24 protein-coding genes and 1 tRNA gene are annotated in these 20,877 nt (G+C 70.6%); 6 read left to right on the plus strand and 19 right to left on the minus strand.

Translation table 11 applies throughout. The features are described from left to right. The 3 genes from IE318_RS45085 to sp36 all read right to left on the minus strand — a co-directional run. Positions 1 to 374: NUDIX hydrolase (locus IE318_RS45085; protein ID WP_506005416.1), on the minus strand; the 374-nt coding region annotated here is incomplete at its 3' end. A 178-nt stretch (positions 375 to 552) separates the two neighbouring features. Next, positions 553 to 1,017 carry a RidA family protein gene (locus IE318_RS21950; RefSeq protein ID WP_189902865.1) on the minus strand — a complete coding sequence of 155 codons (465 nt, stop codon included), beginning with the start codon at positions 1,015 to 1,017 and terminating at the stop codon, positions 553 to 555. Beyond that, on the minus strand, positions 1,014 to 1,172 hold the full coding sequence (sp36, locus tag IE318_RS21955; protein WP_107473408.1) for a Sp36 family protein: 159 nt from the start codon (positions 1,170 to 1,172) through the stop codon (positions 1,014 to 1,016). Before sp36 ends, IE318_RS21950 begins: the two co-directional genes overlap by 4 nt. A 219-nt stretch (positions 1,173 to 1,391) precedes the next feature. Here sp36 and bagA point away from each other — a divergent pair, with 219 nt between their 5' ends. Both bagA and bagB read left to right on the plus strand, forming a co-directional pair. After that, positions 1,392 to 2,378 carry an ATPase BagA gene (gene bagA / locus IE318_RS21960; protein WP_189902867.1) on the plus strand — a complete coding sequence of 329 codons (987 nt, stop codon included), beginning with the start codon at positions 1,392 to 1,394 and terminating at the stop codon, positions 2,376 to 2,378. Further along, positions 2,375 to 3,739 carry an ATPase BagB gene (bagB, locus tag IE318_RS21965; RefSeq protein WP_189902869.1) on the plus strand — a complete coding sequence of 455 codons (1,365 nt, stop codon included), beginning with the start codon at positions 2,375 to 2,377 and terminating at the stop codon, positions 3,737 to 3,739. Before bagA ends, bagB begins: the two co-directional genes overlap by 4 nt. Positions 3,740 to 3,762: 23 nt before the next feature. Here the strand turns inward: bagB and wblA are convergent, their stop codons facing one another. Continuing rightward, complete coding sequence (gene wblA / locus IE318_RS21970) at positions 3,763 to 4,101, minus strand: transcriptional regulator WblA (protein ID WP_030177205.1); 339 nt, start codon at positions 4,099 to 4,101, stop codon at positions 3,763 to 3,765. 495 nt (positions 4,102 to 4,596) lie between these two features. Between wblA and IE318_RS21975 the strand changes: the two genes are divergently transcribed. Beyond that, complete coding sequence (locus IE318_RS21975; protein ID WP_189902871.1) at positions 4,597 to 6,885, plus strand: transglycosylase domain-containing protein; 2,289 nt, start codon at positions 4,597 to 4,599, stop codon at positions 6,883 to 6,885. 167 nt (positions 6,886 to 7,052) lie between these two features. Here IE318_RS21975 and IE318_RS21980 read toward each other — a convergent pair whose 3' ends face one another. Beyond that, positions 7,053 to 7,517, minus strand: coding sequence for a GatB/YqeY domain-containing protein (locus tag IE318_RS21980; RefSeq protein WP_189902873.1), 465 nt, complete (start codon positions 7,515 to 7,517; stop codon positions 7,053 to 7,055). Positions 7,518 to 7,638: 121 nt separating this feature from the next. Between IE318_RS21980 and IE318_RS21985 the strand changes: the two genes are divergently transcribed. From IE318_RS21985 to IE318_RS21995, 3 genes are all read left to right on the plus strand, one after another. Beyond that, entirely contained in the window at positions 7,639 to 8,565 is a 927-nt protein-coding gene (locus IE318_RS21985) for a metallophosphoesterase (RefSeq protein ID WP_189902875.1), read from the plus strand. A gap of 275 nt (positions 8,566 to 8,840) precedes the next feature. Beyond that, positions 8,841 to 9,563 (plus strand): Pr6Pr family membrane protein, encoded by a 723-nt coding sequence (locus IE318_RS21990; RefSeq protein WP_229903660.1) that lies wholly within the window; start codon positions 8,841 to 8,843, stop codon positions 9,561 to 9,563. Positions 9,564 to 9,596: 33 nt separating this feature from the next. Next, positions 9,597 to 9,670, plus strand: a tRNA-Pro gene (locus IE318_RS21995). An 83-nt stretch (positions 9,671 to 9,753) separates the two neighbouring features. Here IE318_RS21995 and IE318_RS22000 read toward each other — a convergent pair. From IE318_RS22000 to IE318_RS22065, 14 genes are all read right to left on the minus strand, one after another. Continuing rightward, entirely contained in the window at positions 9,754 to 10,959 is a 1,206-nt protein-coding gene (locus IE318_RS22000; protein ID WP_189902880.1) for a site-specific integrase, read from the minus strand. Positions 10,960 to 11,031: 72 nt separating this feature from the next. Beyond that, on the minus strand, positions 11,032 to 11,241 hold the full coding sequence (locus tag IE318_RS22005) for a helix-turn-helix domain-containing protein (RefSeq protein ID WP_189902882.1): 210 nt from the start codon (positions 11,239 to 11,241) through the stop codon (positions 11,032 to 11,034). Positions 11,242 to 11,688: 447 nt separating this feature from the next. Next, positions 11,689 to 13,167, minus strand: coding sequence for an AICE element replication initiation protein (locus tag IE318_RS22010; RefSeq protein ID WP_189902885.1), 1,479 nt, complete (start codon positions 13,165 to 13,167; stop codon positions 11,689 to 11,691). Positions 13,168 to 13,170: 3 nt separating this feature from the next. After that, positions 13,171 to 14,019 (minus strand): bifunctional DNA primase/polymerase, encoded by an 849-nt coding sequence (locus tag IE318_RS22015; protein WP_189902887.1) that lies wholly within the window; start codon positions 14,017 to 14,019, stop codon positions 13,171 to 13,173. After that, complete coding sequence (locus tag IE318_RS22020) at positions 14,016 to 14,708, minus strand: class I SAM-dependent methyltransferase (RefSeq protein ID WP_189902889.1); 693 nt, start codon at positions 14,706 to 14,708, stop codon at positions 14,016 to 14,018. Before IE318_RS22020 ends, IE318_RS22015 begins: the two co-directional genes overlap by 4 nt. Positions 14,709 to 14,798: 90 nt before the next feature. Continuing rightward, positions 14,799 to 15,254, minus strand: a complete 456-nt coding sequence (locus tag IE318_RS22025; protein ID WP_189902891.1) for a hypothetical protein — start codon at positions 15,252 to 15,254, stop codon at positions 14,799 to 14,801. A 13-nt stretch (positions 15,255 to 15,267) separates the two neighbouring features. Next, entirely contained in the window at positions 15,268 to 15,462 is a 195-nt protein-coding gene (locus tag IE318_RS22030; RefSeq protein ID WP_189902893.1) for a hypothetical protein, read from the minus strand. Continuing rightward, complete coding sequence (locus IE318_RS22035; RefSeq protein ID WP_189902895.1) at positions 15,459 to 15,728, minus strand: hypothetical protein; 270 nt, start codon at positions 15,726 to 15,728, stop codon at positions 15,459 to 15,461. Before IE318_RS22035 ends, IE318_RS22030 begins: the two co-directional genes overlap by 4 nt. Before the next feature lie 141 nt (positions 15,729 to 15,869). Further along, positions 15,870 to 18,044, minus strand: coding sequence for a cell division protein FtsK (locus IE318_RS22040; protein WP_189902897.1), 2,175 nt, complete (start codon positions 18,042 to 18,044; stop codon positions 15,870 to 15,872). Positions 18,045 to 18,124: 80 nt separating this feature from the next. Then, positions 18,125 to 18,460: an RRQRL motif-containing zinc-binding protein gene (locus IE318_RS22045; RefSeq protein WP_189902899.1), complete on the minus strand. Its 336-nt coding sequence runs from the start codon at positions 18,458 to 18,460 to the stop codon at positions 18,125 to 18,127. Further along, complete coding sequence (locus tag IE318_RS22050) at positions 18,457 to 19,074, minus strand: GGDEF domain-containing protein (protein WP_189902901.1); 618 nt, start codon at positions 19,072 to 19,074, stop codon at positions 18,457 to 18,459. Before IE318_RS22050 ends, IE318_RS22045 begins: the two co-directional genes overlap by 4 nt. Continuing rightward, positions 19,071 to 19,931 carry a protein spdB gene (locus IE318_RS22055; RefSeq protein ID WP_308438585.1) on the minus strand — a complete coding sequence of 287 codons (861 nt, stop codon included), beginning with the start codon at positions 19,929 to 19,931 and terminating at the stop codon, positions 19,071 to 19,073. Before IE318_RS22055 ends, IE318_RS22050 begins: the two co-directional genes overlap by 4 nt. Next, positions 19,928 to 20,272 (minus strand): hypothetical protein, encoded by a 345-nt coding sequence (locus IE318_RS22060; protein WP_189902903.1) that lies wholly within the window; start codon positions 20,270 to 20,272, stop codon positions 19,928 to 19,930. The genes IE318_RS22055 and IE318_RS22060 overlap by 4 nt, the downstream gene beginning before the upstream one ends. Beyond that, positions 20,269 to 20,538, minus strand: a complete 270-nt coding sequence (locus tag IE318_RS22065) for a DUF6284 family protein (protein ID WP_189902905.1) — start codon at positions 20,536 to 20,538, stop codon at positions 20,269 to 20,271. Before IE318_RS22065 ends, IE318_RS22060 begins: the two co-directional genes overlap by 4 nt. Positions 20,539 to 20,877: the final 339 nt, after the last annotated feature.

Consider the following 20,877-nt stretch of genomic DNA (forward strand, 5'->3'; position numbering starts at 1 on the left):
GAGTCCGGGTCGGGGCCGGCGAGCAGGACGCCCGCCTCCTCGTACGTCTCCCGGACGGCCGCGCAGACGATCGCCTGGGCCTCCGTCTCCGCCACGCCGAGCCGGTCGGCCCACCACGCGCGCGTGGGACCGGCCCAGCGGACCCGGAGGTCGTCGTCGCGGGGGTCGACTCCCCCGCCGGGGTACGCGTACGCGCCTCCGGCGAAGGCCATGGAGGCGCGTCTGCGCAGCATGTGCACGGCGGGCCCGGCGTCGGTGTCCCGCAGGAGCATGACGGTGGCCGCGCGCCTGGGCGTGACCGGTGTGAGGGTGCCGTCCGCGAGCGCGCGGATGCGGTCCGGCCAGTCCGGGGGAAACCACTGCCCATTCGCCATGGGCGGAGGCTATCCCGTGGTGGGCGAATGTTCGAGAGGTGCCCGAGGTCAGGGGCCTGCGAGGGAGATTCCCGTGACCTCCGTGGCGGCCCGGCCCCGTGGCCGCCGCGAGCCCCCCCCGGTGTGTCAGTGCGCCACGGCACCGTCCGGTACGGCCGGCCCGCACCGGCACCGTCCGCTACGGCACCAGCTCGACCTGGATCTCCACCTCCACCGGCGCGTCCAGCGGCAGCACCGCGACGCCGACCGCGCTGCGCGCGTGCACGCCCTTGTCGCCCAGGACCTCGGCCAGCAGCTCGCTGGCGCCGTTGACGACGCCGGGCTGGCCGGTGAAGTCCGCGGCCGAGGCGACGAAGCCCACGACCTTCACCACGCGCGCGATGCGGTCCAGGTCGCCCGCGACGGACTTGACGGCCGCGAGGGCGTTCAGCGCGCAGATGCGGGCCAGCTCCTTGGCCTCCTCCGGGGTGACCTCCAGGCCCACCTTGCCGGTGACCGGCAGCTTGCCCTCGACCATCGGCAGCTGGCCTGCGGTGTAGACGTACGGCCCGGACTGCACGGCGGGCTGGTAGGCGGCCAGCGGAGGCACGACCTCCGGCAGCGTCAGACCGAGTTCGGCCAGCTTGGCCTCGACCGCGCTCATGCCTGCTTCTCCCGCTTCAGGTAGGCCACGAGCTGCTCGGGGTTCGGCCCGGGCACGACCTGGACGAGCTCCCAGCCGTCCTCGCCCCAGGTGTCCAGAATCTGCTTCGTGGCGTGGACGAGCAGCGGCACGGTCGCGTATTCCCACTTCTTCATGTGGCCGACTGTATCCGCTGTGGTCCGCCGGGCACGCGGCCGACCGCACGGCGGTTGTCCGCCGGACACACGGCCGACGGCGACGGCGGTCGGCCGCCGGACACACGGCGGCGGCCGCGGTGCTTGTCCACAGGTTCCGCAGGGCGGAAGGCCGACCACGACGGCAGTTGTCCACAGCCTCCCGCGTGCCCGGAGCGCGGACTGGTTAGTCTCGAAGGCGTGAGCAGGCTCCAGGTCGTCAGCGGCAAGGGCGGGACCGGAAAGACGACGGTCGCCGCCGCCCTCGCGCTGGCCCTGGCCACGGAGGGGAAGCGGACGCTCCTCGTCGAGGTCGAGGGTCGGCAGGGCATCGCACAGCTCTTCGAAACGGAGGCGCTGCCGTATGAGGAACGGAAGATCGCCGTCGCTCCCGGGGGCGGGGAGGTGTACGCACTCGCCATAGACCCCGAACTGGCTCTGCTGGACTACCTCCAGATGTTCTACAAGCTGGGTGGCGCGGGCCGGGCCCTGAAGAAACTCGGCGCCATCGACTTCGCCACCACCATCGCGCCGGGCCTCAGGGACGTCCTGCTGACCGGCAAGGCGTGCGAGGCGGTGCGCCGCAAGGACCGCGGCGGACGGTTCGTCTACGACTACGTGATCATGGACGCGCCGCCGACCGGCCGCATCACCCGCTTCCTCAACGTCAACGACGAGGTGGCCGGGCTCGCAAAGATCGGCCCGATACACAATCAGGCCCAGGCGGTGATGCGGGTGCTGAAGTCGGCCGAGACGGCCGTGCACCTGGTGGCGCTGCTGGAGGAGATGCCCGTCCAGGAGACCGTGGACGGCATCGCGGAACTGCGCGCCGCACGCCTGCCGGTGGGGCGCGTCATCGTGAACATGGTGCGGCCGCAGCTGCTGGACGCGGCCGATCTGGAACTCGTACGGACCGTGCCGCGGGCCTCCCTCGCCCGGTCGCTGTCCGCCGCCGGGCTCGGCGGCGCACGGCGCGGCGGGCACGCGGAACGACTGGTGGAGCCGCTGCTCGGGCAGGCGGAGGAGTACGCCGAGCGGTACGCCCTGGAGGAGGAGCAGCGGTCCGTCCTGAGCGAGCTGGGTCTGCCGCTGCACGAACTGCCACTGTTCGCCGAGGGCATGGATCTGGCGGGCCTGTACGAACTGGCGACCGAGCTGCGCAAGCAGGGATTGCAGGGGATGTCATGAGCCCGGACCCGGCCCCCGCGCGGGAGACCACGCGCACGCAGGAGGCGTCACAGGGTGCCCGTCGCCTCGCGCCCGCGCGTCTGCTCGACATCGATCCGCTGCTCGACGACCCGGATACGCGGATCGTGGTGTGCTGCGGCTCGGGCGGTGTCGGCAAGACGACGACGGCGGCGGCCCTCGGGCTGCGCGCCGCCGAGCGCGGCCGCAAGGTGGTGGTCCTGACCATCGACCCGGCCCGCCGCCTGGCGCAGTCCATGGGCATCGACTCGCTCGACAACGTCCCCCGTCGGGTGAAGGGCACCGAGGGCGAGGGCGAGCTGCACGCCATGATGCTCGACATGAAGCGCACCTTCGACGAGGTCGTCGAGGCGCACGCGGATCCGGAGCGGGCGGCCGCGATCCTGGCCAACCCCTTCTACCAGTCCCTCTCGGCGGGCTTCGCGGGCACGCAGGAGTACATGGCGATGGAGAAGCTGGGGCAGCTGCGGGCCCGGGACGAATGGGACCTCATCGTCGTCGACACGCCTCCCTCCCGCTCGGCCCTGGACTTCCTGGACGCGCCGAAGCGGCTCGGCTCCTTCCTGGACGGCCGGCTGATCCGGCTGCTGACGGCGCCCGCGAAGCTGGGCGGGCGCGCGGGGATGAAGTTCCTGAACGTCGGCATGTCGATGATGACGGGCACCCTCGGCAAGCTGCTGGGCGGTCAGCTGCTCAAGGACGTGCAGACGTTCGTCGCCGCGATGGACACCACGTTCGGCGGCTTCCGTACGCGCGCGGACGCCACGTACAAGCTGCTCCAGGCGCCCGGGACGGCGTTCCTCGTGGTCGCGGCCCCGGAGCGGGACGCGCTGCGCGAGGCCGCGTACTTCGTGGAGCGGCTGGCCGCGGAGAAGATGCCGCTGGCCGGTCTGGTGCTCAACCGCGTCCATGGCAGCGGCGCCGGACAGCTGTCGGCCGAGCGGGCGCTCGCCGCCGCGGAAAATCTTGAAGAGCCCCGCATTGTGGATCAGGGAGACGGGAAAGCTGGACTTCGTAACTCTCCCGAAACGTATGGCGGTTCGGACTCCCCCGAATCTTCACCTTCTTCTCCCGATCCCGTCCAGGCGTCCGTGGACCCACTCCAGACGTCCGTGGATCCCGTCGACCAGGTGACCGCGGGCCTGCTGAGGCTGCACGCCGAACGCATGCAGCTGCTCTCCCGTGAGCAGCGCACGCGTGACCGCTTCACCGCCCGGCACCCCGAGGTGGCGGTGGCCGAAGTGGCGGCGCTGCCCGGCGACGTGCACGACCTCGCGGGGCTGCGGGACATCGGCGACCGGCTCGCGGACAACCGCCGCGAGCTGCCCGAGCCCGGCGAGTGACAAAGGCACCCCGATGGGTGCCCTCAGCTCACCGCCGCGTAGTTCTCGTACACCTGGTCGTCGTCGAGGGACACCAGGCCGGCCCCGCGCTCGTACTCCATGCGAGCGGTCTCCAGCAGCCGGCGCCACGAGGTGACGGTCGGCCGCCGGCGCAGCAGTGCGCGGCGCTCCCGCTCCGTCATGCCTCCCCAGACGCCGAACTCGACGCGGTTGTCGAGCGCGTCGGCGAGGCATTCGGTGCGTACCGGGCATCCGGTGCACACCGCCTTGGCCCTGTTCTGCGCTGCTCCCTGAACGAACAGTTCATCCGGATCGGTAGTGCGGCAGGCCGCCTGCGCACTCCAGTCGGTTACCCAGCCCATACCGGCGCCGTCCTCTCCCGAATCGAGGCTCCCCCACGGCGGCAGCGGCATATTCACCGCCGCCAGTTGAGGACGTTACGGAAGGTGGGCACAGCGCAACACCCCCTGCGGGCCCAATCTTGAATGGCCCGAACGGACTATGGGTTAGCGGCAGATCACCCGGGGGAGTGAGGTGGCGACATACGCAACAATCCCGGCACAACGGGACGATTCAGTTGCGTCACAACGGACGCCAGGTGGCACACAAGGCGATTTCGGGCACGCCACACACCCGTGAGCCGTGCGCGTCGCGCCACCCGACCGGCACCGCACCAACTCCCCCAAAAGCGCCCAGAACACCCCCGGTCATCACCCCGACCAAAAAAGTCGGGAGAACCCGGAACGTTTCGAGGCCGCCGGACGTATTGATACGTGGCCGCACTGCTGTGACAGTTGAGAGCAGCTTAGGCCAAGGCCTATACGCGTGTCCGGCGAATGAGAACGTAGGCTGCCCCCATGCCAAAGAAGCGCTCGGGCGGAGGCCTGTCGCCCACGCAGCAGGCCGCCAAGTTCCTCGGTGTCAGTGTGCTCGCGGGGGCGGTGATGGCCGGCATCGCGCTGCCCGCGGCCGGCGCGCTCGGCCTGGCGGCCAAGGGGTCGGTCCAGGGGTTCGACGACATCCCGGCCAACCTCAAGCGTCCTCCGCTCAGCCAGCGCACCACCATCCTGGACAGCCAGGGCCAGCCGATCGCCCAGGTCTACTCCCGGGACCGCACGGTGGTGGAGCTGAAGGACATCTCGCCGTACATGCAGAAGGCGCTCGTCGCGATCGAGGACGCGCGCTTCTACCAGCACGGCGCGATCGACCTGAAGGGCGTGCTGCGCGCTCTCAACAAGAACGCGCAGAGCGGCGGTGTCGCCCAGGGCGCCTCCACGCTCACCCAGCAGTACGTGAAGAACGTCTTCGTCGAGGAGGCGGGCGACGACCCCACCAAGGTCGCCCAGGCCACCCAGCAGACCCTCGGCCGCAAGGTCAAGGAACTGAAGTACGCGATCCAGGTCGAGCAGGAGCTGGGCAAGAAGAAGATCCTCGAGAACTACCTGAACATCACCTTCTTCGGTGAGCAGGCCTACGGCGTCGAGGCCGCCTCCCAGCGGTACTTCTCCAAGCACGCCAAGGACCTCACCCTCCCGGAGTCGGCGCTGCTGGCCGGCATCGTCCAGTCACCGAGCCGCTACGACCCGGTCGACGACGAGGCGGAGGCCACCAAGCGGCGCAACGTCGTGCTCCAGCGCATGGCCGAGGTCGGCGACATCTCGCAGGCGGAGGCCGACCGGGCGAAGAAGGAGCCGCTGGGCCTGAAGGTCACCCAGCCGCGCAACGGCTGCATCACCGCGGTCAAGGACTCGAGCTTCTTCTGCAAGTACGTCGAGGAGGTCTTCCTCAACGACCCGGTCTTCGGCAAGACCCGCACCGAGCGGGCCAAGATCTGGAACCAGGGCGGCCTGACCATCCGTACCACCCTGGACCCGAAGGCCCAGGCCTCGGTACAGGCCTCGCTGAAGCAGCACATCTACCAGTCGGACCCGGTCGCGGCGGCGGCCGTACTGGTCGAGCCGGGCACCGGCAAGGTCCTGGCGATGGGCCAGTCCAAGCCGTACGGCTACGGCAAGGACCAGACCGAGATCAACTACTCGGTCGGCAGCGACCGGGGCGGCTCGAACTTCGGCTTCCCGACCGGCTCGACGTTCAAGCCGTTCGTGGCGGCGGCGGCGATCGAGGGCGGCAAGCCGCCGGGGCAGGAGTACTCGTCGCCGTACAAGATGCCGTACCCGAGCCCGGTGCAGGCGTGCGACGGCAAGCAGTGGGTCAACACGTACCACGACAACGTGGAGAACGAGAGCACCTCGGAACACGGCCCGTACGCCATGAAGGAGGCCATGGCGAAGTCGGTCAACACCTACTTCGTCCAGATGATCTCCGACATCGGGCTGTGCCCGGTGGTCAACATGACGGACAAGCTGCACGTGGTGCAGGGCAACGGCGAGAAGCTGCCGCAGACGCCCTCCATCGCGCTCGGCGCGGTGGGCCTCTCCCCGCTCACGATGGCGAGCGCGTACGCCACCTTCGCCTCCCGCGGGGTGTACTGCACCCCGATCGCCATCGAGTCGATCAGCCAGAAGATCGGCGGCCAGGAGAAGTCGCTGGCGGTGCCGAAGTCGACCTGCTCGCGCGCCATGTCCGTGAAGACCGCGGACACGGTCAACACGCTGCTCCAGGGCGTGATCGACTCCGGTACGGGCCGGCAGGCCGGCCTCTCGGACCGCGACAACGCCGGTAAGACGGGTACGACGGACGAGCGCAAGAACGCGTGGTTCGTCGGCTACACGCCGAACCTGGCGGGCGCGGTGTGGGTGGGCAGCGCCACCCAGAAGGTCCAGATGACCAACATCCGCATCGGCGGCGTCCTGCACGGCCTCGTCTACGGCGCCGACGTCCCCGGCCCGATCTGGCGGGACGCGATGACCGGCGCCCTGCAGGGCAAGCCGGCCCCGTCCTTCAACCTCGTCGACATCCCCGACAAGGAGAAGGACAAGGACAAGAACAAGGGGCGCGGGCGCGGCGACGACGGGAACAACGGTGACAACGGCGGCCTCATCGGGGGCCTCTTCGGCGGCGTGACCAACGGCGGCACGACCGGGGGCGGCCCGAACCCTTCACCCAGCATCTCCGTCCCGGGGGGCTTCGTCCAAGGCCAGGACGGCGGCGCACGCGGGAACGGGAACGGGGGCCGGCGCGGCTGACGGCGGCCGAACGACTTCGACCGGCTCGGCCGACGCGACAGGAACGTACGGCGACAGGAACGCAGGAACATACGAGCAAGGGGCGCACGGCGGAAAGCCGGCGCCCCTTCGCTTGCGCGCCCCTCGCGCCCCTGCCGGGAAACGGTCGGAGCGGACGGACGACCGGATCAGCCGGCCAGCAGCCTCTTCACCACGGCGGCGACACGCCCGCCCTCGGCCTGCCCCGCGACCTTCGGGTTCACGATCTTCATGACCGCGCCCATGGCACGCGGCCCCTCGGCACCGGCGGCCCGCGCCTCCTCGACGGCCTGGGCGACGATCGCGTTCAGCTCGTCGTCGGACAGCTGCTTGGGCAGGTACGCGGCAAGCACCTCACCCTCGGCCTTCTCCCGCTCGGCCGACTCCGTACGACCACCCTGGGCGAAGGCCTCGGCCGCCTCCCGGCGCTTCTTGGCCTCCTTGGTGATCACCTTGAGGACCTCGTCGTCGGAGAGCTCGCGCTTCTCCTTGCCCGCGACCTCCTCCTTGGTGATCGCGGCGAGCGTCAGCCGGAGCGTCGAGGAGCGCAGCTCATCGCGCTCCTTGATCGCGGCGTTGAGGTCTTCGTGCAGCTTCGACTTGAGCGTGGTCATGGTCCTGATTGTCGCAGGTACGGCAACGCCGGTGCGCGAGCATTTACGGGATGCCGCGAACGCATGGCCCCGGACCCGGCCCAATTTCCGCTGCCCGGCACGCTCCTGAGACGATGGACGCATGCGCGCGCGATACCGAGTTCCCCTGGGCATCACGGCGGTCGCGACCGCCGGTCTTCTCTACTCGGCGGGCTTCGAGGCCCGCTCCTTCCGCCTGCGGCGGGTGACGGTCCCGGTGCTGCCCTCCGGCATGCGCCCCCTGCGCGTCCTGCAGGTCTCGGACATCCACATGGTCAGCGGCCAGCGCAAGAAGCAGCGCTGGCTGCGCTCGCTGGCCGGGCTGCGCCCGGACTTCGTGATCAACACCGGGGACAACCTCTCCGACCCGGAGGGCGTGCCGGAGGTGCTGGACGCGCTGGGCCCCCTGATGGAGTTCCCGGGCGCGTACGTCTTCGGCTCCAACGACTACTACGGCCCGAAGCTGCGCAACCCCGCACGCTATCTGCTGGAGAAGACCAGCGGCCGGCACGGCCTGAACGGCAACGCCCCGGCGGTCGGCGCGATCCACAACCCGTGGGAGGACCTGCGCGACGGCTTCGAGGAGGCGGGCTGGCTCAACCTGACCAACACGCGCGGCATCCTCAAGGTCGAAGGCGTCTCGGTGGAGCTGACCGGCCTGGACGACCCGCACATCAAGCGGGACCGCTACACGAAGGTGGCAGGCGGCCCGTCCGGCGTGGCGGACTTCTCGATGGGCGTGGTCCACGCCCCGTACCTGCGCTCCCTGGACGCCTTCACCGCGGACGGCTACCCCCTGATCCTGGCCGGCCACACCCACGGCGGTCAGCTCTGCATCCCCTTCTACGGCGCCCTGGTCACCAACTGCGACCTGGACACCGACCGGGTGAAGGGTCTGTCCACGCACACGTCCGAGGGGCACACCTCCTACCTGCACGTCTCGGCCGGCTGCGGCACCAACCGCTACACCCCGGTCCGTTTCGCCTGCCCCCCGGAGGCGACACTGCTGACGCTGGTGGGCCGTAACTAGCGCCTGTCCCAGCCGGGGTGTAACCCGCCCAGCCCACCCGGATCGCCGGTCATGCCCTCCCTCCCTACGGTGAGGTCATGACCGCCGCCCCCACGCCCCCCACCTCGGGATCCCCACCACCCCCGGGAACCCCACCACCCCCGGAAGCGCCACCACCCCCCGAAGCGCCACCGTCGCAGGATTCCTCGCAACGACCGGAAACACCGCCACCCTCCACCCCTTCATTCCCTCGGGACATACCGGACCTCCCCGCGATCCCGGGCATCTCCGTACTGATGCCTTCGACCGTCCCGGCGACCGCGGTGATGACCCCCGTCCCGCGTCCGTGGACGGCGATGTACCGCCTGCTGATCGCCGCGGCGGCCGCGGCGGCGGTGACCGCCGACATGGTGGTCGGCCCCCCGCTGCGCGTCCTGAGTCACTTCGCGATCCAGAGCAACATCGCGGTCGCGCTGGTCCTCGCGATCTCGGCCCGCAGGGCCTGGGCCGCCCGCAGCCCCGTACCCGCGGCGCTGACCGGAGCGGTTGTGCTCTACGTCACGATCGCCGCCCTGGTCCACCATCTGCTGCTGACCGACGCCTCCCCGCCGTTCTCGATCACGGGCACCCCCGGCACCCACCCCCTGTGGCAGTCGGTGGCCGGCCATCTCCTCCTCACGGCGGTCCCGATCGCAGCCCTCCTGGACTGGCTCCTGCTGACCGCCCCCGCCCCTCTGCGCCTGCGCCAGGCGGCACCGTGGCTGCTCTACCCCCTGGCCTACCTGGCCTTCTTCCTCACCCGCGGCGAACTGCTCCCCCCGAGCGCGACGGACCGGTACCTCTATCCCTTCCTCGACGTCGCCCGGCACGGCTACAAGCACGTCCTGGCCAACGCCCTCCTCCTGGGCCTCTCCTTCTACGCCCTGGCCGTCCTCCTCGTGGCCCTCGACCACACCCGCCCGAACCCGATCCGCCGCCGCACGAAAACCGGATTTCGTCTCCGGCCACCGGTGGGCTAAAGTAAACGTCGTCGCCGCGACAAGCAGCGACACCGGGGTGTAGCGCAGCTTGGCAGCGCGCTTCGTTCGGGACGAAGAGGTCGTGGGTTCAAATCCCGCCACCCCGACACAGGTCAGAGGCCCATTCACGTGATCGTGAATGGGCCTCTGTCGTGCTCGGGGGGCCAAACGGGGGGCCAAACGATTTTGATCAGGCCACCGCGTCGCCCTGCTCGTCGTCCGGCGCGTCAGTTCCTTCCTGATCTTCAGCGAAGATGGCATCCATCGCTTCGGCACCCTGTGTGATCACGGGCCGCAGTTGCTTGCGGTAGACCGCCTCTGTGGTCGCCTGGCTGCTGTGCCCAACCAGCAGTGCGATCCGTTCCAGGGGGATGCCGTGATCGGAGAGCAGGGACACGAAGCTGTGCCGCAGCTCTCTCGGGGTCCACTCCGGCTTGAGCCCAGCCTTCTTCACGATGGCTTTGAAGTCTCGCCGGACGTTGGCCGCATCGAGCGGCTCACCGCTCCGGGTGGTGAAGACGCGGCCGACCGGGTCCCACTCCATCCCCTTCGATGCCCGCTCCTGCTTCTGCCATCGCATGTGCTCTTCGAGGACGTCGACCACCTGCTTCGGCAGAGCGATGGTTCGGCGGCTCTTCCTGGTCTTGGTCTCGCCGTGCTTGCGCACCGAACGCCACACCGCTACGTGAGGCGGGATGCCATCCGTCGTCTCCAGGAAGACGTGATCCCAGGTGAGGGGCCGCGCCTCTTCCGTGCGGACGCCGCTGAGGAGCGAGAGCACGAGGTAGGCATACAGCCGTGACGGACGCGCCGCGGTGAGCACAGCTTTCGCCTGTTCCAGGTTCAGCGCTTTGCTCGGTCGGCCGGGGCGCCCCTCCGGTGCGGTGACGAGTAAGGCGACGTTCCGCGCCGCCTTGTCCCTGCGCTGAGCGTGCGCGATGGAGCGACGCAGGATGGCGAGCAGGTCACGCAGGCTTCGCGTCGCGAGGAATTCGGCCCTGCCGTCCAACCAGTCGTCGACGTCGTCCGCGCTGAGTTCCTTCAGCTTGGCCTTACCGATGAACGGGATCAGGTGCTTGCTCGCCATCGAGCGGTTCTTGCCGATGGTGCCCTTCTCGTCGCGCCCCTTCAGCCCGCGCTCCAACCAGTCGTTCACCGCGTCGGCCACGGTGTAGTTGGCCGGCGCCTTGACGCCCGTCTGCACCTCCTTCTTCAAGTCGCGGATCTTGTTGCGGACTTCCGTCTTCGTCTTGCCGTAGACCTTCGGCCGGCGGCGCTTGCCGTTTGGGGCGTAGCCCAGGGATACGGCTCCGACGTAGCTCTTCTTGGCAGGGTCCCAATAGATCGTGTCCGCACCGTGGCCAGCCCTTTGGGCGCGCTTCGGGGTCTCGGTCATGCTGTGTTGTGCCTCCATATGGAACAGGGCCGCGCCCCGGAAGACGCGGCCCTGTTGTTCGCGTTGTTGGGTTCAGGCGGCGGCTTCTGCCTCGCTCTTGAGGAGTTCGACGTACTGCTCGATGTACTCAGGCGGCACAAGTCGGCGGCGGCCGATACGGACGGTCTTGAGGCGTCCGAGTCGGATCTCCTCGTAGACCATCGAGCGGCCAATGCGGAGAGCCTTTGCCGCCTCTTCAGGTCGGTAGAGGAGTTGTTCAGCAGGTTCAGCAACGGTGCTCATCCAGGCGACTCCAGGTTGCTTCTGTCCGAGGTGCGCATTTCTGCGTCATCGCGTCACCTGCGTCATTCGGGGCGCTGACCTGCGGGTTTGAGTGACGAAGGCAGTTTCGGGGTGCGTCACCGGTGACGCGACTGCCCGTCATCGGTGACGTGGGTGACGCGGGGTGACGCACTCGCCGCGCGTCTGCGTCACCGCTCTCTTGGCAGGTCACGGGTCGTTTGCCGTCCATGGGTGACGCAGGTGACGCAGCGGCTCTTTACTTCGGACAAGAAAGGGAGTGGTGTCTGTTGTAGTGCGCGGCTCAGAGCGTGAAGAAGGAGCCGCTACGCGGCGCGACCATCGCAGGGCGGCGCCGCCGCCGAACAGCAAGAGGAGCACGCCTCGCCCGGGTGAACGCCTCGCCCGGGTGCTCCTCTTGCTTGTGGCGACCGGCAGGGGTGCCGACGGTCAGAACGCCGGTTTCTGCTCGTGTGCGGGCGGCGGGGCCGGGGGCCGGGCCATCTCGATGTACCGGGCCGCCTTGGTGCGTCCCCAGTCGATGAGGACGCCTCGGGCGGCGAGGGTGGGCTGAAGGCGCTTGAGGCGGTCTGAGAGGACTTTGCCGGTGGTCGGCCAGCCTTTTGGCAGGGGGCGGCAGTCCTCGCCGCTGTAGAGGCCCGTGAGGGCGTGCAGCCACTCGGCAGAAGTCATCCGCTCCTCTGCCCCCGGAGCGATGCCGGCGGCGTGCTTCAGGACGGTCTGTGCCAGCAAGTCACCTTCAATGACGTCGTCGTTGAGGTCGTCCAGGCTGGCCCGGTAGGCGGCGAGCGCCCCGAACCCGGTGGCCGCGTCGAGCTGCGCGCACAGGTGCGCGAAGTCGGCCATCCGCAGATCGGTCGGAATGTCCGCCTCTGCCGCACGCACCTTGACCGTGAGGTCGAGCAGGGAGCCGAGAATCACGGGCAGGGCTTGTGCGTACTCGGCCCACAGTTCCGCTTCGGTCCGCCGGACGCTGGGGCGTTCCAGGCGCAGTGGCAGGAGCCGTTCGGCAAGGTCGGGCCGGATGACACCGACGTCGATGCCGGTCAGCAGCAGGGGGCGGCGGTAGCGAGCCCGGACGACGTCCCCGTCGGTGTACAGGGCGCGTTTGACGGTCTCGGCCCCGGTGACAATGCAGCACATCGCGTCCGACAGGTCCGGCGCCAAGTGGGAGAGGTTGTCAAGGGCGGTGACCCATCCAGCGGCCACGGCCGCGATCAGGTTCTCCTCATCCTTCGGGGCCCGGCGCAGGTCCCCGCTCATGCCCTCGATGATGCGCACGAGCATCCGCCCGCCCGTCGATTTGCCGGCGCCCTGGGGGCCGGTGAGGAACGGGGCGGGGACGGGAACGGACGGACCGAGACAGCCGATCAACCACGCGATGGCCAGGCATTCGGTCTCGGCATTGGCGAAGTTGCACAGCCTAAGCAGGAGATCGATGCCCTTGCCGTCGGTGTCCTTGACGGGCATGGGCAGCTCGCCCGTGAGCTGCGTGCGGCGCCAGCACACCTCTGCGGGGTCGGGGGTGCGGATGTCCCACCCGGTGGGGTGGATTCGGACCGACTGCCCGTCAGCGCGCCCGAGGTCCAGCCATGTCGCCCCGTCGAACCCGGGCGCGACGCGGATATGTACGGGCTGGACGTCCTGGCTCAGCGCGAGTGCCTCGATCAAGTCGAGTGCCTCCTTCAAGGCGGTGCCGTTGAAGACGCCGTATCCGTCATGGAAGAGGCCCACCATGAGTTCCTGCCGGTGGCTGCCCGAGGTGCCCTGGGAGCGGATCGGGCGGGCCACGGGGTGGCCGTTCCTCTGTGCGTACACGGTGCCGTCAGCGGTGCGGAAGTACCGGAAGTGCTCCTGCGCGTAACCGGCGATGACGTCACGGGCGGGGGTCTTGTCGTCGTCGGACATGGCTCACAGCCCCAATACGGTGCGGGCGTTGGTCCACGCGTCCGTGCAGTGCCGCAGGGTCTCGCCCTTGGTCTGCGCAGCGGTGAACAGTCGGGTGACGTGGATGTCGGTGAGGCAGCCGCACCGGCCGTGCGTGGACAGCACCGCGAGGAACGCCCCGTAGACCGTGGCGTGGACCGCGCTGCGAGCCTCGGTGATGCGCTGCACGGCCATGGCGATACCGCGTTCGAGGTAGGCGGGCGTGCGATGAGGGCATCCCCCGCCCGCCGCACCTGCGGGCGCGGCGCCGACGTGCGGCACCGGCCTGACCGCAGGTGGCCTCTTGACCGCGAGGGCACGCACGGCGTCGGGCAGGTCGACCATGTGGCCGGTGCCGGGCCCGAGGTAGCGGGCATAAGACATAGACGACTTGATGTCGACGCCGGTCCGGACCGCGTTGCGGGAGGTCATGGCACCCCGGTAGATCCAGTGCTCACCGCGCGTCGTCGGCACCGTGCGTGTGGCAGGCAGGATCTGGCGGGCCCACGCAACGGCGTCCGCGTCGTCCAGGTCCACCACGGTCAGACCGGCGCCGCCGGGGTGGTAGCCGACGCACACCGCGCGCTGCCACGCCTCCCGCCACAGGGGCGAGACGATGACCGCGGGCGCGGTGGTGGCGGCGGCCCACGCGTGGCAGACACCGGGGCACGGGCAGGGGCCCGGGGTCTTCATGTTCGGCCGGCCGCCGCACGCGTTGTCCGCGCATGCCGGGCAGTTGCCGAACGGCACCTTCCCTCGCCGCAGGGGCAGCACCGGCACACCGGACGCGGCCAGACTCAGCGCGGTCTGCAGGGGATAGGGCGTCTCGTTCATGCCGCCACCCCCAGCGCGGGGGCGAGCGTGGCAAGGGCGGCGCGGCCGATGTGGTGGGCGTAGGCCGGGGGGATGCACTCGCGGATGCCGTCGCGGTTCATCCACGGCACCCCCAGCACCTTCCGGGCCAGGGGAACACCGGAGAAGTTGCCGACGAACTGCCCGTAGTGCCCCGGCGGGACGGGACGCCCCATCTTGGCCTGCGGCACGAGGTGCTCGGGGTGGTCCGGCTGGGCGAGGGTGAAGCCGCCGCCGGTCTCGAAGAACCGGTGTCGGTAGTTGGCCAGGTGGAACATCTGCCCGCACAGCATCACCGGGGCGCGCAGCTTAGGCACCGCGCCCCCCACGTTCTCCATCACCCACGGCCGCCCTGTCGATTCCAGAGCTGCGCGGGTGGGCGCGATCAGGTCTGGGTGGTCATTGCCCCGAAGACGCTGACAGTCGGTGTCGTGCTGGCACGGCGGGGAGGCGTGGATGAAGTCGAACGCGGCCCCGTGCTCCAGGACGAACGCGATCGCGTCCGCCTGTACGAACCGGTATGGGTAGCGGGGCTGTGGATCCTTGTCGACGCCGGTCACGTCGAACCCGGCGTCGGTGTAGCCCTTGGCGGCGCCGCCCTGGCAGCAGTACAGGTCCAGCAGCGTCGGCCGGTGGCCGTGCACTCGCCGGATCAGGTTGGGTTGCGTCATGCTGGGAGACCTCCAACAGGTCTGTTGAGGACGGTTGGACAAGGGCGGCCCCGCTTCTTTGGCGAGAGTGGGGGGCCGCCCTTGGCGTAGCTAGCTGTGGAAGCGGTTGCGCTTGATCACGGCCCGGCGGATGTTGACCGTGGTGCCGCCCTTGTGGCCGCTCGTGCCGAGCACCTGCACGGCGATCCAGCCGCCGAAGATGACGGCGGCGAGGATGATGAGTTGGCCGATGAACGCGGTCAGCGCGGCAATGAACGAGGTGAGCAGCAGCAGACCGCCGCACACCGCGAGGAACCCCACGCCCCCGAGGGCGACGTTCACCGCCGCGCGGGACACGGCCGGCTTGGCTGCGACCGGCTCGGGCTGAGCCGGTGCCACGGCGTAGCCGGTCACGACACGGCCGTCCGGCAGGACGACGCTCGCCACGGCCGGGATGTAGCCCGGCTGGACGGCAACGACCGGCGCCGCGTGCATGGCGGCGGGGGTGACCGGGGTGGGGTGGTGGATCACGAGGGGCGCGGTCCGGAGGGTGGTGGGTTCGGTCACGGCCGGGTCTCCTTCAGTTGCCGAGGGCGGACAGGGCGTCGGCGGATGCCTGCACGAGGTTGTGGATGGGCTCGTAGGCGCCGGTGCCGGCGGCGAAGAACCCGAACAGGAACAGCACGAGCGCGGCGCCGCCGCCGGCGGAGCGGGTGCGGACGGCGAAGACGGAGGCGGCGCCGAACAGCAGGACGGCGGAGATGTCGAGGATCATCGGGACCCTTCCGGGGTGTCGGTGCCGGCGCGGTAGATGCGGGCCCAGCGGTTGTAGAGCCAGCGGCCGGTGCGGATGCGCTTGCCGGTGGCGTGGCAGCGGCGGCAGTCCTTGCCGCGCCTCATGCGTCCCTTGCGGTCCGTCTTGAGGGCGTGGCCCATGCCACGGCAGCGGCGGCAGTCACCGAACGGCGACACCGCACATACGCCGACGTAACCGAGGGTGACGGCGAGTAGGCAGGCGATAGCGAGCAGGGCGGGGGTCACGTGGGGCCCTTCCTGGCGGGTTTTTGGGGTTTGCGCAGGTGGGCCGCTATCCACTAGCGGCCTGATCAGAGGCGGTGTGGGGCGCTAGCGGGGCCGCTAACGTTAGCGGGGGCTGCCGCTATCGTTAGCGGCCCCGGAGCGTCAGCCCGCGTCTCGCTTTCCGTCACGCTCCGCGATTGCGGTGGTGATGTGGGAGCGGTCGACGCCGCGCCGGTTGACGACCTTGCCGTTCACCCGGCGCCCGACCTGGATGGTGGACACGCCGTGCGGCTTGAGGGCGGCGGCGAGCGCGTCGGGGTCCCATCCGTCGTAGACCTCGGGGCGCAGGTCTGCGAGCCGGGTCACGATGGTTTCCGACCATGCCTTGGCTTCCTTGGCCGGGACGACGGCGAGGATGTCGGCGAGCAGGTCGTAGGCGGCCGTGGTCGGCTCGGGTGCCTCGCCGAGGGCGTGGCCGGCGAGCAGTCCGGCCTTCTCGCGGACGCGGCGGGCGCGGGCGGCGATGGCTTCGGCGCCGCCGGCGTCGACGTAGACGGAGCGGACGATGCGGGCGTCGGAGCCTTCGCCCACGAAGTAGTGGATGCCCTTGTCTCCCCAGGCGAACATGGTCGCCCGCACGCCGCGCTTGTAGGCGGAGGTGCCGAGCACCATGTCGTTCTCCAGCTGGCCCATCACCTTAAGGCACCACCGTGCCGAGGCGTTCGCGCTGATGCCGGTGGGCAGCGACTTGGCGTCGGGGCGCTGCGTGGCCAGCAGGACCACGATCCCGGTCGCGGGGCCGCGCTTGACCAGGTCAGTGATGATCTCCTCGAACTCCTTGCCGTGGTCCGGGTGCTCGAAGAGGACTTGGCACTCGTCCACCCCGAGCACGATCGGGTGCAGCCCGAGTGACCGTTTGTCCGCGAGCGCGGACGTCACCTTGGACTCGGGGCAGATGTCCCGGGGCAGGGACCGGATGACCTTGGTGCGGCGGCGCAGTTCCTCGCGCAGGGCCCGGAAGTCGTCCAGCGCGTACTGGACGGGTTCGTCGTCGTCGCCGGCGGCGTGCCGGTAGCCCACGGCGTTGCCCACCGGGTCAAGGTCGCCGGTGCCCTTCATGTCGTAGGTGTGCAGCTCCGCGCGCGGGTCGAGTGCCGCGATGAGCAGCAGCAGCCGCAGCAGGAAGGTCTTGCCCATGCGGGGGATGGCGCCGATGACGCCGGCGATGTACATGAGCGTGACTTCGGTCCACCGGCCGCGCTGGTCGGTGCCGTAGGCGACCGGCTTGAACAGATCCACGCTGCCCGACTTCAGCAGCGGCCACGCCGGCTGAGACGCCCGCGACATGTCCTGATCCCCGACCCACAGCACCAGGTGCCCGGTGTGCTCGTCGGGGACCGCCTCGGGCCACACGCACCCCAGCGGGCGGCGCAGACCGGACGCGAGCCGCTCACGGCGCTCGATGATGTCCGTCACGGTCACGCCGTAGGGCAGGTTGCCCTCCGCACGCCAGCCGGGACCGTCGCGCGTGATGGGGGCGGTGAACTCGAACCCGTCCCGCCCCTTGCCCTGCGCCTGGTTGATCGCAGGAATCCCCAGGGCCCCCAGCGCCCGCAGCACGATGTCGGACGTGAGCTTGGTCGCCTTGGGCAGCTCCACCGCCCGGTGCACGACCGGGGCATCCGCCTTGCGGCCGGCGGCCCCCAGGGCGAGGACGACCGCGCTCACGGAGACGGCTTGCAGCCAGTCGGGGGCCAGCACGTACAGGGCGAGCGCCAGACCGAGACCGGTGAACATCGAGAGCGCGGCGACCAGGGTCCGCAGCCGGACCCGTCCGTCACGCTGCCGCGACAGCTTCAGGTACTCGGCAGCGTCCTCACGCCGCACGGCGGCGAGCCGGACCGGTTCGCCCTCACGGTCGGCCACCCACCGCATCGTGCCCCCAACGAACTTCGCGGCACCGGCCGGGGCCTGGAGCGCCAGCCTGGCGGCGTAGATGGGAGCACGCAGCGCGTGATACCCGGCGGTGTGGGCGTAGTGGCGGGCCACCCACCCGGCGGCGGTGCGCAGCTCGGTCACGGACTTCAGCCAGATGGGCACGACCCCGCGGCGGCGGGCGCCGGCGAGCCGGCCGAGGTAGCCGTGACCAGTCGCCGCGGGGGCGCTCTGGTCGACCATGACCGGCGTACCGGGGCCGGCCGGCTCCGGGCCGGTGGCGGGGGCCGGTTCGCGGGCGGCGCGGGCCTTGTCCAAGTCGACCACGTCGGCGCCCTGCTCGGCGGCCATTTCGGCTTCCAGGCGGTTGAACAATTCGTGGTCGTCGTCGGGATGCTTCACTGAGACTTCCTTCTCTCGCAGAGGGAAGGCGGGGCCGGTCCGTCGCTGTAGGAGGTGAGCGGACCGGCCCCGCCGGGACTTCAGGCGGCGTACTGCTCGGGGTAGGCGCAGGAAACGCACATGCCGAGCGAGGTGGGGATGACGTAGCCGGCGTCCCGAGCGCAGGCGGGGCAGGTGCGCCGGGCGGCGTTGGCCTTGGCGAGCGCCGCCCGCCGGGCCGGGGTCATCGGCCGGACCGGCTTGGCCAGGTCGATGCGGTAGAGGTAGGCGACCAGCGGGCCGCGGCGGCGGCGCGGCCGTTCGAGCTGCGCGGCCACGTCCTGGCCACCGGGCCGCAGGCCACGGGCGCGCAGTTGGCGGCGGGTGGCGTAGCCGTCCGGGGCCAGGCGCCACCGGAAGACCGGGAGCGTGCTCACGCCGCGCCGCGCCGTCCGGGACGGCGGCCGGCGACCGACCCGAGCAGCCGCCCGAGACGGGCCCTGCGGGGACCGGACCGGCCGGACCGCTTGGCCGCGTACATGGCTTCATCAGCGCGGCGCAGCAGCGCGGACAGGTCCTCGCCCGGGTGGTCGGCAGCCCGCACCCACCCCAGGGACACCGTGGTGTGTACCTCGGGTGCGGCGTCGACCGGCCGGGCCAGGACGCGGGCGAGGGTGTGCAACCGATCGGCCATCGTGCCGTCGCGGTCGACCACGACGGCGGCGAATTCATCCCCACCGAGCCGCCCGGTTACTCCGCCGGGGGTGGCGCCGTGGGTGAGGCGGGCGGCGACCGTGGCGAGCAGTACGTCACCGGCCGCGTGGCCGTGGGTGTCGTTGATCTGCTTGAAGTGGTCGACGTCCGCCAGCACGACCACGGCGCGGGGGTCGCGCAGCAGGCGGCGGGCCCGCCGGGTGAACGCGTCCCGCGTCCACAACCCGGTGAGCGGATCACGTCGGGCGGTGGTCAGCCGTCCGTGCAGCCATCGGGCGTGTACCGCCCACCCGATGATGGGCGGCACGGCCGGTAAGAGCGCGGCGAGGGTACTCACGCGGCCACCCGCTTCCACGCAGCCCGCAACCGGACCTCGGAGGCGGAGTGGCCGGCTGCGCGGAAGCGGGCAGCCATCTCCCGGTAGGACAGGGGCGGCGTCTGGCTGTGCCGGATGTCGTGAACGAGGGTGTCCAGCGCATCATCCGACAGGGCCGGGGCGGCTGTCTCCAGCGCCGGAACCGGCTCGGTCGGGCCCCAGACGGGCAGTTCCCAGCGGGGTGTGACGCCGGGCGTGACGGGTGTCGTCACGCTGGTCAGGGCCCTGCCAGTCTCCTCGCCCCTGCGAGCGGCCTCCAGCGTCGACCAGGCGCCCGCGAGGGTCCGTGAGGTCTTGGCTTGGACGCGTGCGACGCGGGCACCGGCTTCCGTCACGGCCGCCAGCCGCGTCTCCTCGGTGGCCGCTTCCGCCCGCAGCCGAGCACGGGCCACGGCGGCTTCGTCGCGCGCCTCCTGCTGGATTCCCCGGATCGCGTCCAGCGCGAGCGGCGTGAGCGCGGTGCGCTCCCACAGGCTGTGCACGAGCCACAGGGCCTTCGCCGCGATCGGCAGCCACGCCACGGCCAGCCACGCGCCGGCTGAGTGCTCAGCGGTCAGCGCGTGGGCGACCAGGACGCCGGCGGCGAGGATGCCGAAAGACCAGCCGACCGCCGTGACCGCACGGCTGTGGTCGCCCTGTGCCGCGAGACGCCGTTCGTAGGCGAGGGTGGCCAGCCATCCACCGTCGATACCGAGACCCACGACCAGCGCGACCGGCCACGGCACCGCCGCCCCCAGCCACATCATGACCACCGCGAGGGTGAGCACCATGGACACGGCCGTCATCGCGACAGCCGGCAGAACCGTCTTCGCCTTCACTGGGCACCTCCCGCCTGCCCCGCCGGGGCACGGTCGTTGACCGGCACGTCGGCATAGGCGGTCAGCATCACGACCGCGCCGGCGAACGGTCCCTCGGCCTTGAGCACGAGGGTCTGACCGTCGCTCTGGGTGTGGGAGTCGACCGCGTCCGGGGCGATCTGCAACGCGGTGCGCCACTCCTCGAACGCGGCCAGGCTCTCGCACGAGGTGTCGTGGAAAGCCAGCCGCAACTGCTCCGGGTAGAGCAGGGACACGTCCACGTCGGGGGCGGGCAGGTGACCGAAGTCCACGGCCAGCAGCCGCAGCGCCCGCAGGGGGACCGCGAGGTCGTCCAGTGTCACGCGGCACCCCCGGGAAGGCTCGCACCCGCCGCGCGGTTGACCAGCGCGACCCGGGCGGCGAGCGCCCGGCGCCGGGCCCGACGGATGCGCCGCTCGTCCAGCTCGCTCGGGATGCGGTCCAGGGTGGTGATGTGCGCGTCCAACAGGTCGACGTCCGCCAGGATCACGGGCATCTCCTGCTCGATCGCGTCCAGCTCAGCAGCGGTCGGCTCGATGAAGTCGGCGAACGCCGTGATGGCGTCCTGAAGTGTGACAACGTGGTTCATGGGTCGTAGTTCCTTCCAGCGAGGAACGGCCCGAACAGAGCCCCCGGTGTTCCCGCACCGGGGGCTCGCGCCGTTGGAGTCGATTCCGGCTCCCCGCCTCCCGCCCGTACGTCCACACGCAGTACGTGAGACGGACGGGCGAGGGAGGCAGCCGGCCGCAGCTCATCGGCTGCGAAACCAGAGACGGACCGGCTTGTCGCACAGCGCCGCCAGCCGGTCCGTCGCGGCGGCGCTCACGGTCTTCGTCGGTACATCAGGTGTCCTTTCCACGGGGTCAACAGGGGTGAAGCACTGCAAGGGGGACCACGTCCCCACTCTCCGGCCGTTGCTCGCGGTCGC

Source organism: Streptomyces spiralis, assembly GCF_014654675.1.
In the GTDB taxonomy this organism is placed as follows: Bacteria; Actinomycetota; Actinomycetes; order Streptomycetales; family Streptomycetaceae; genus Streptomyces; species Streptomyces spiralis.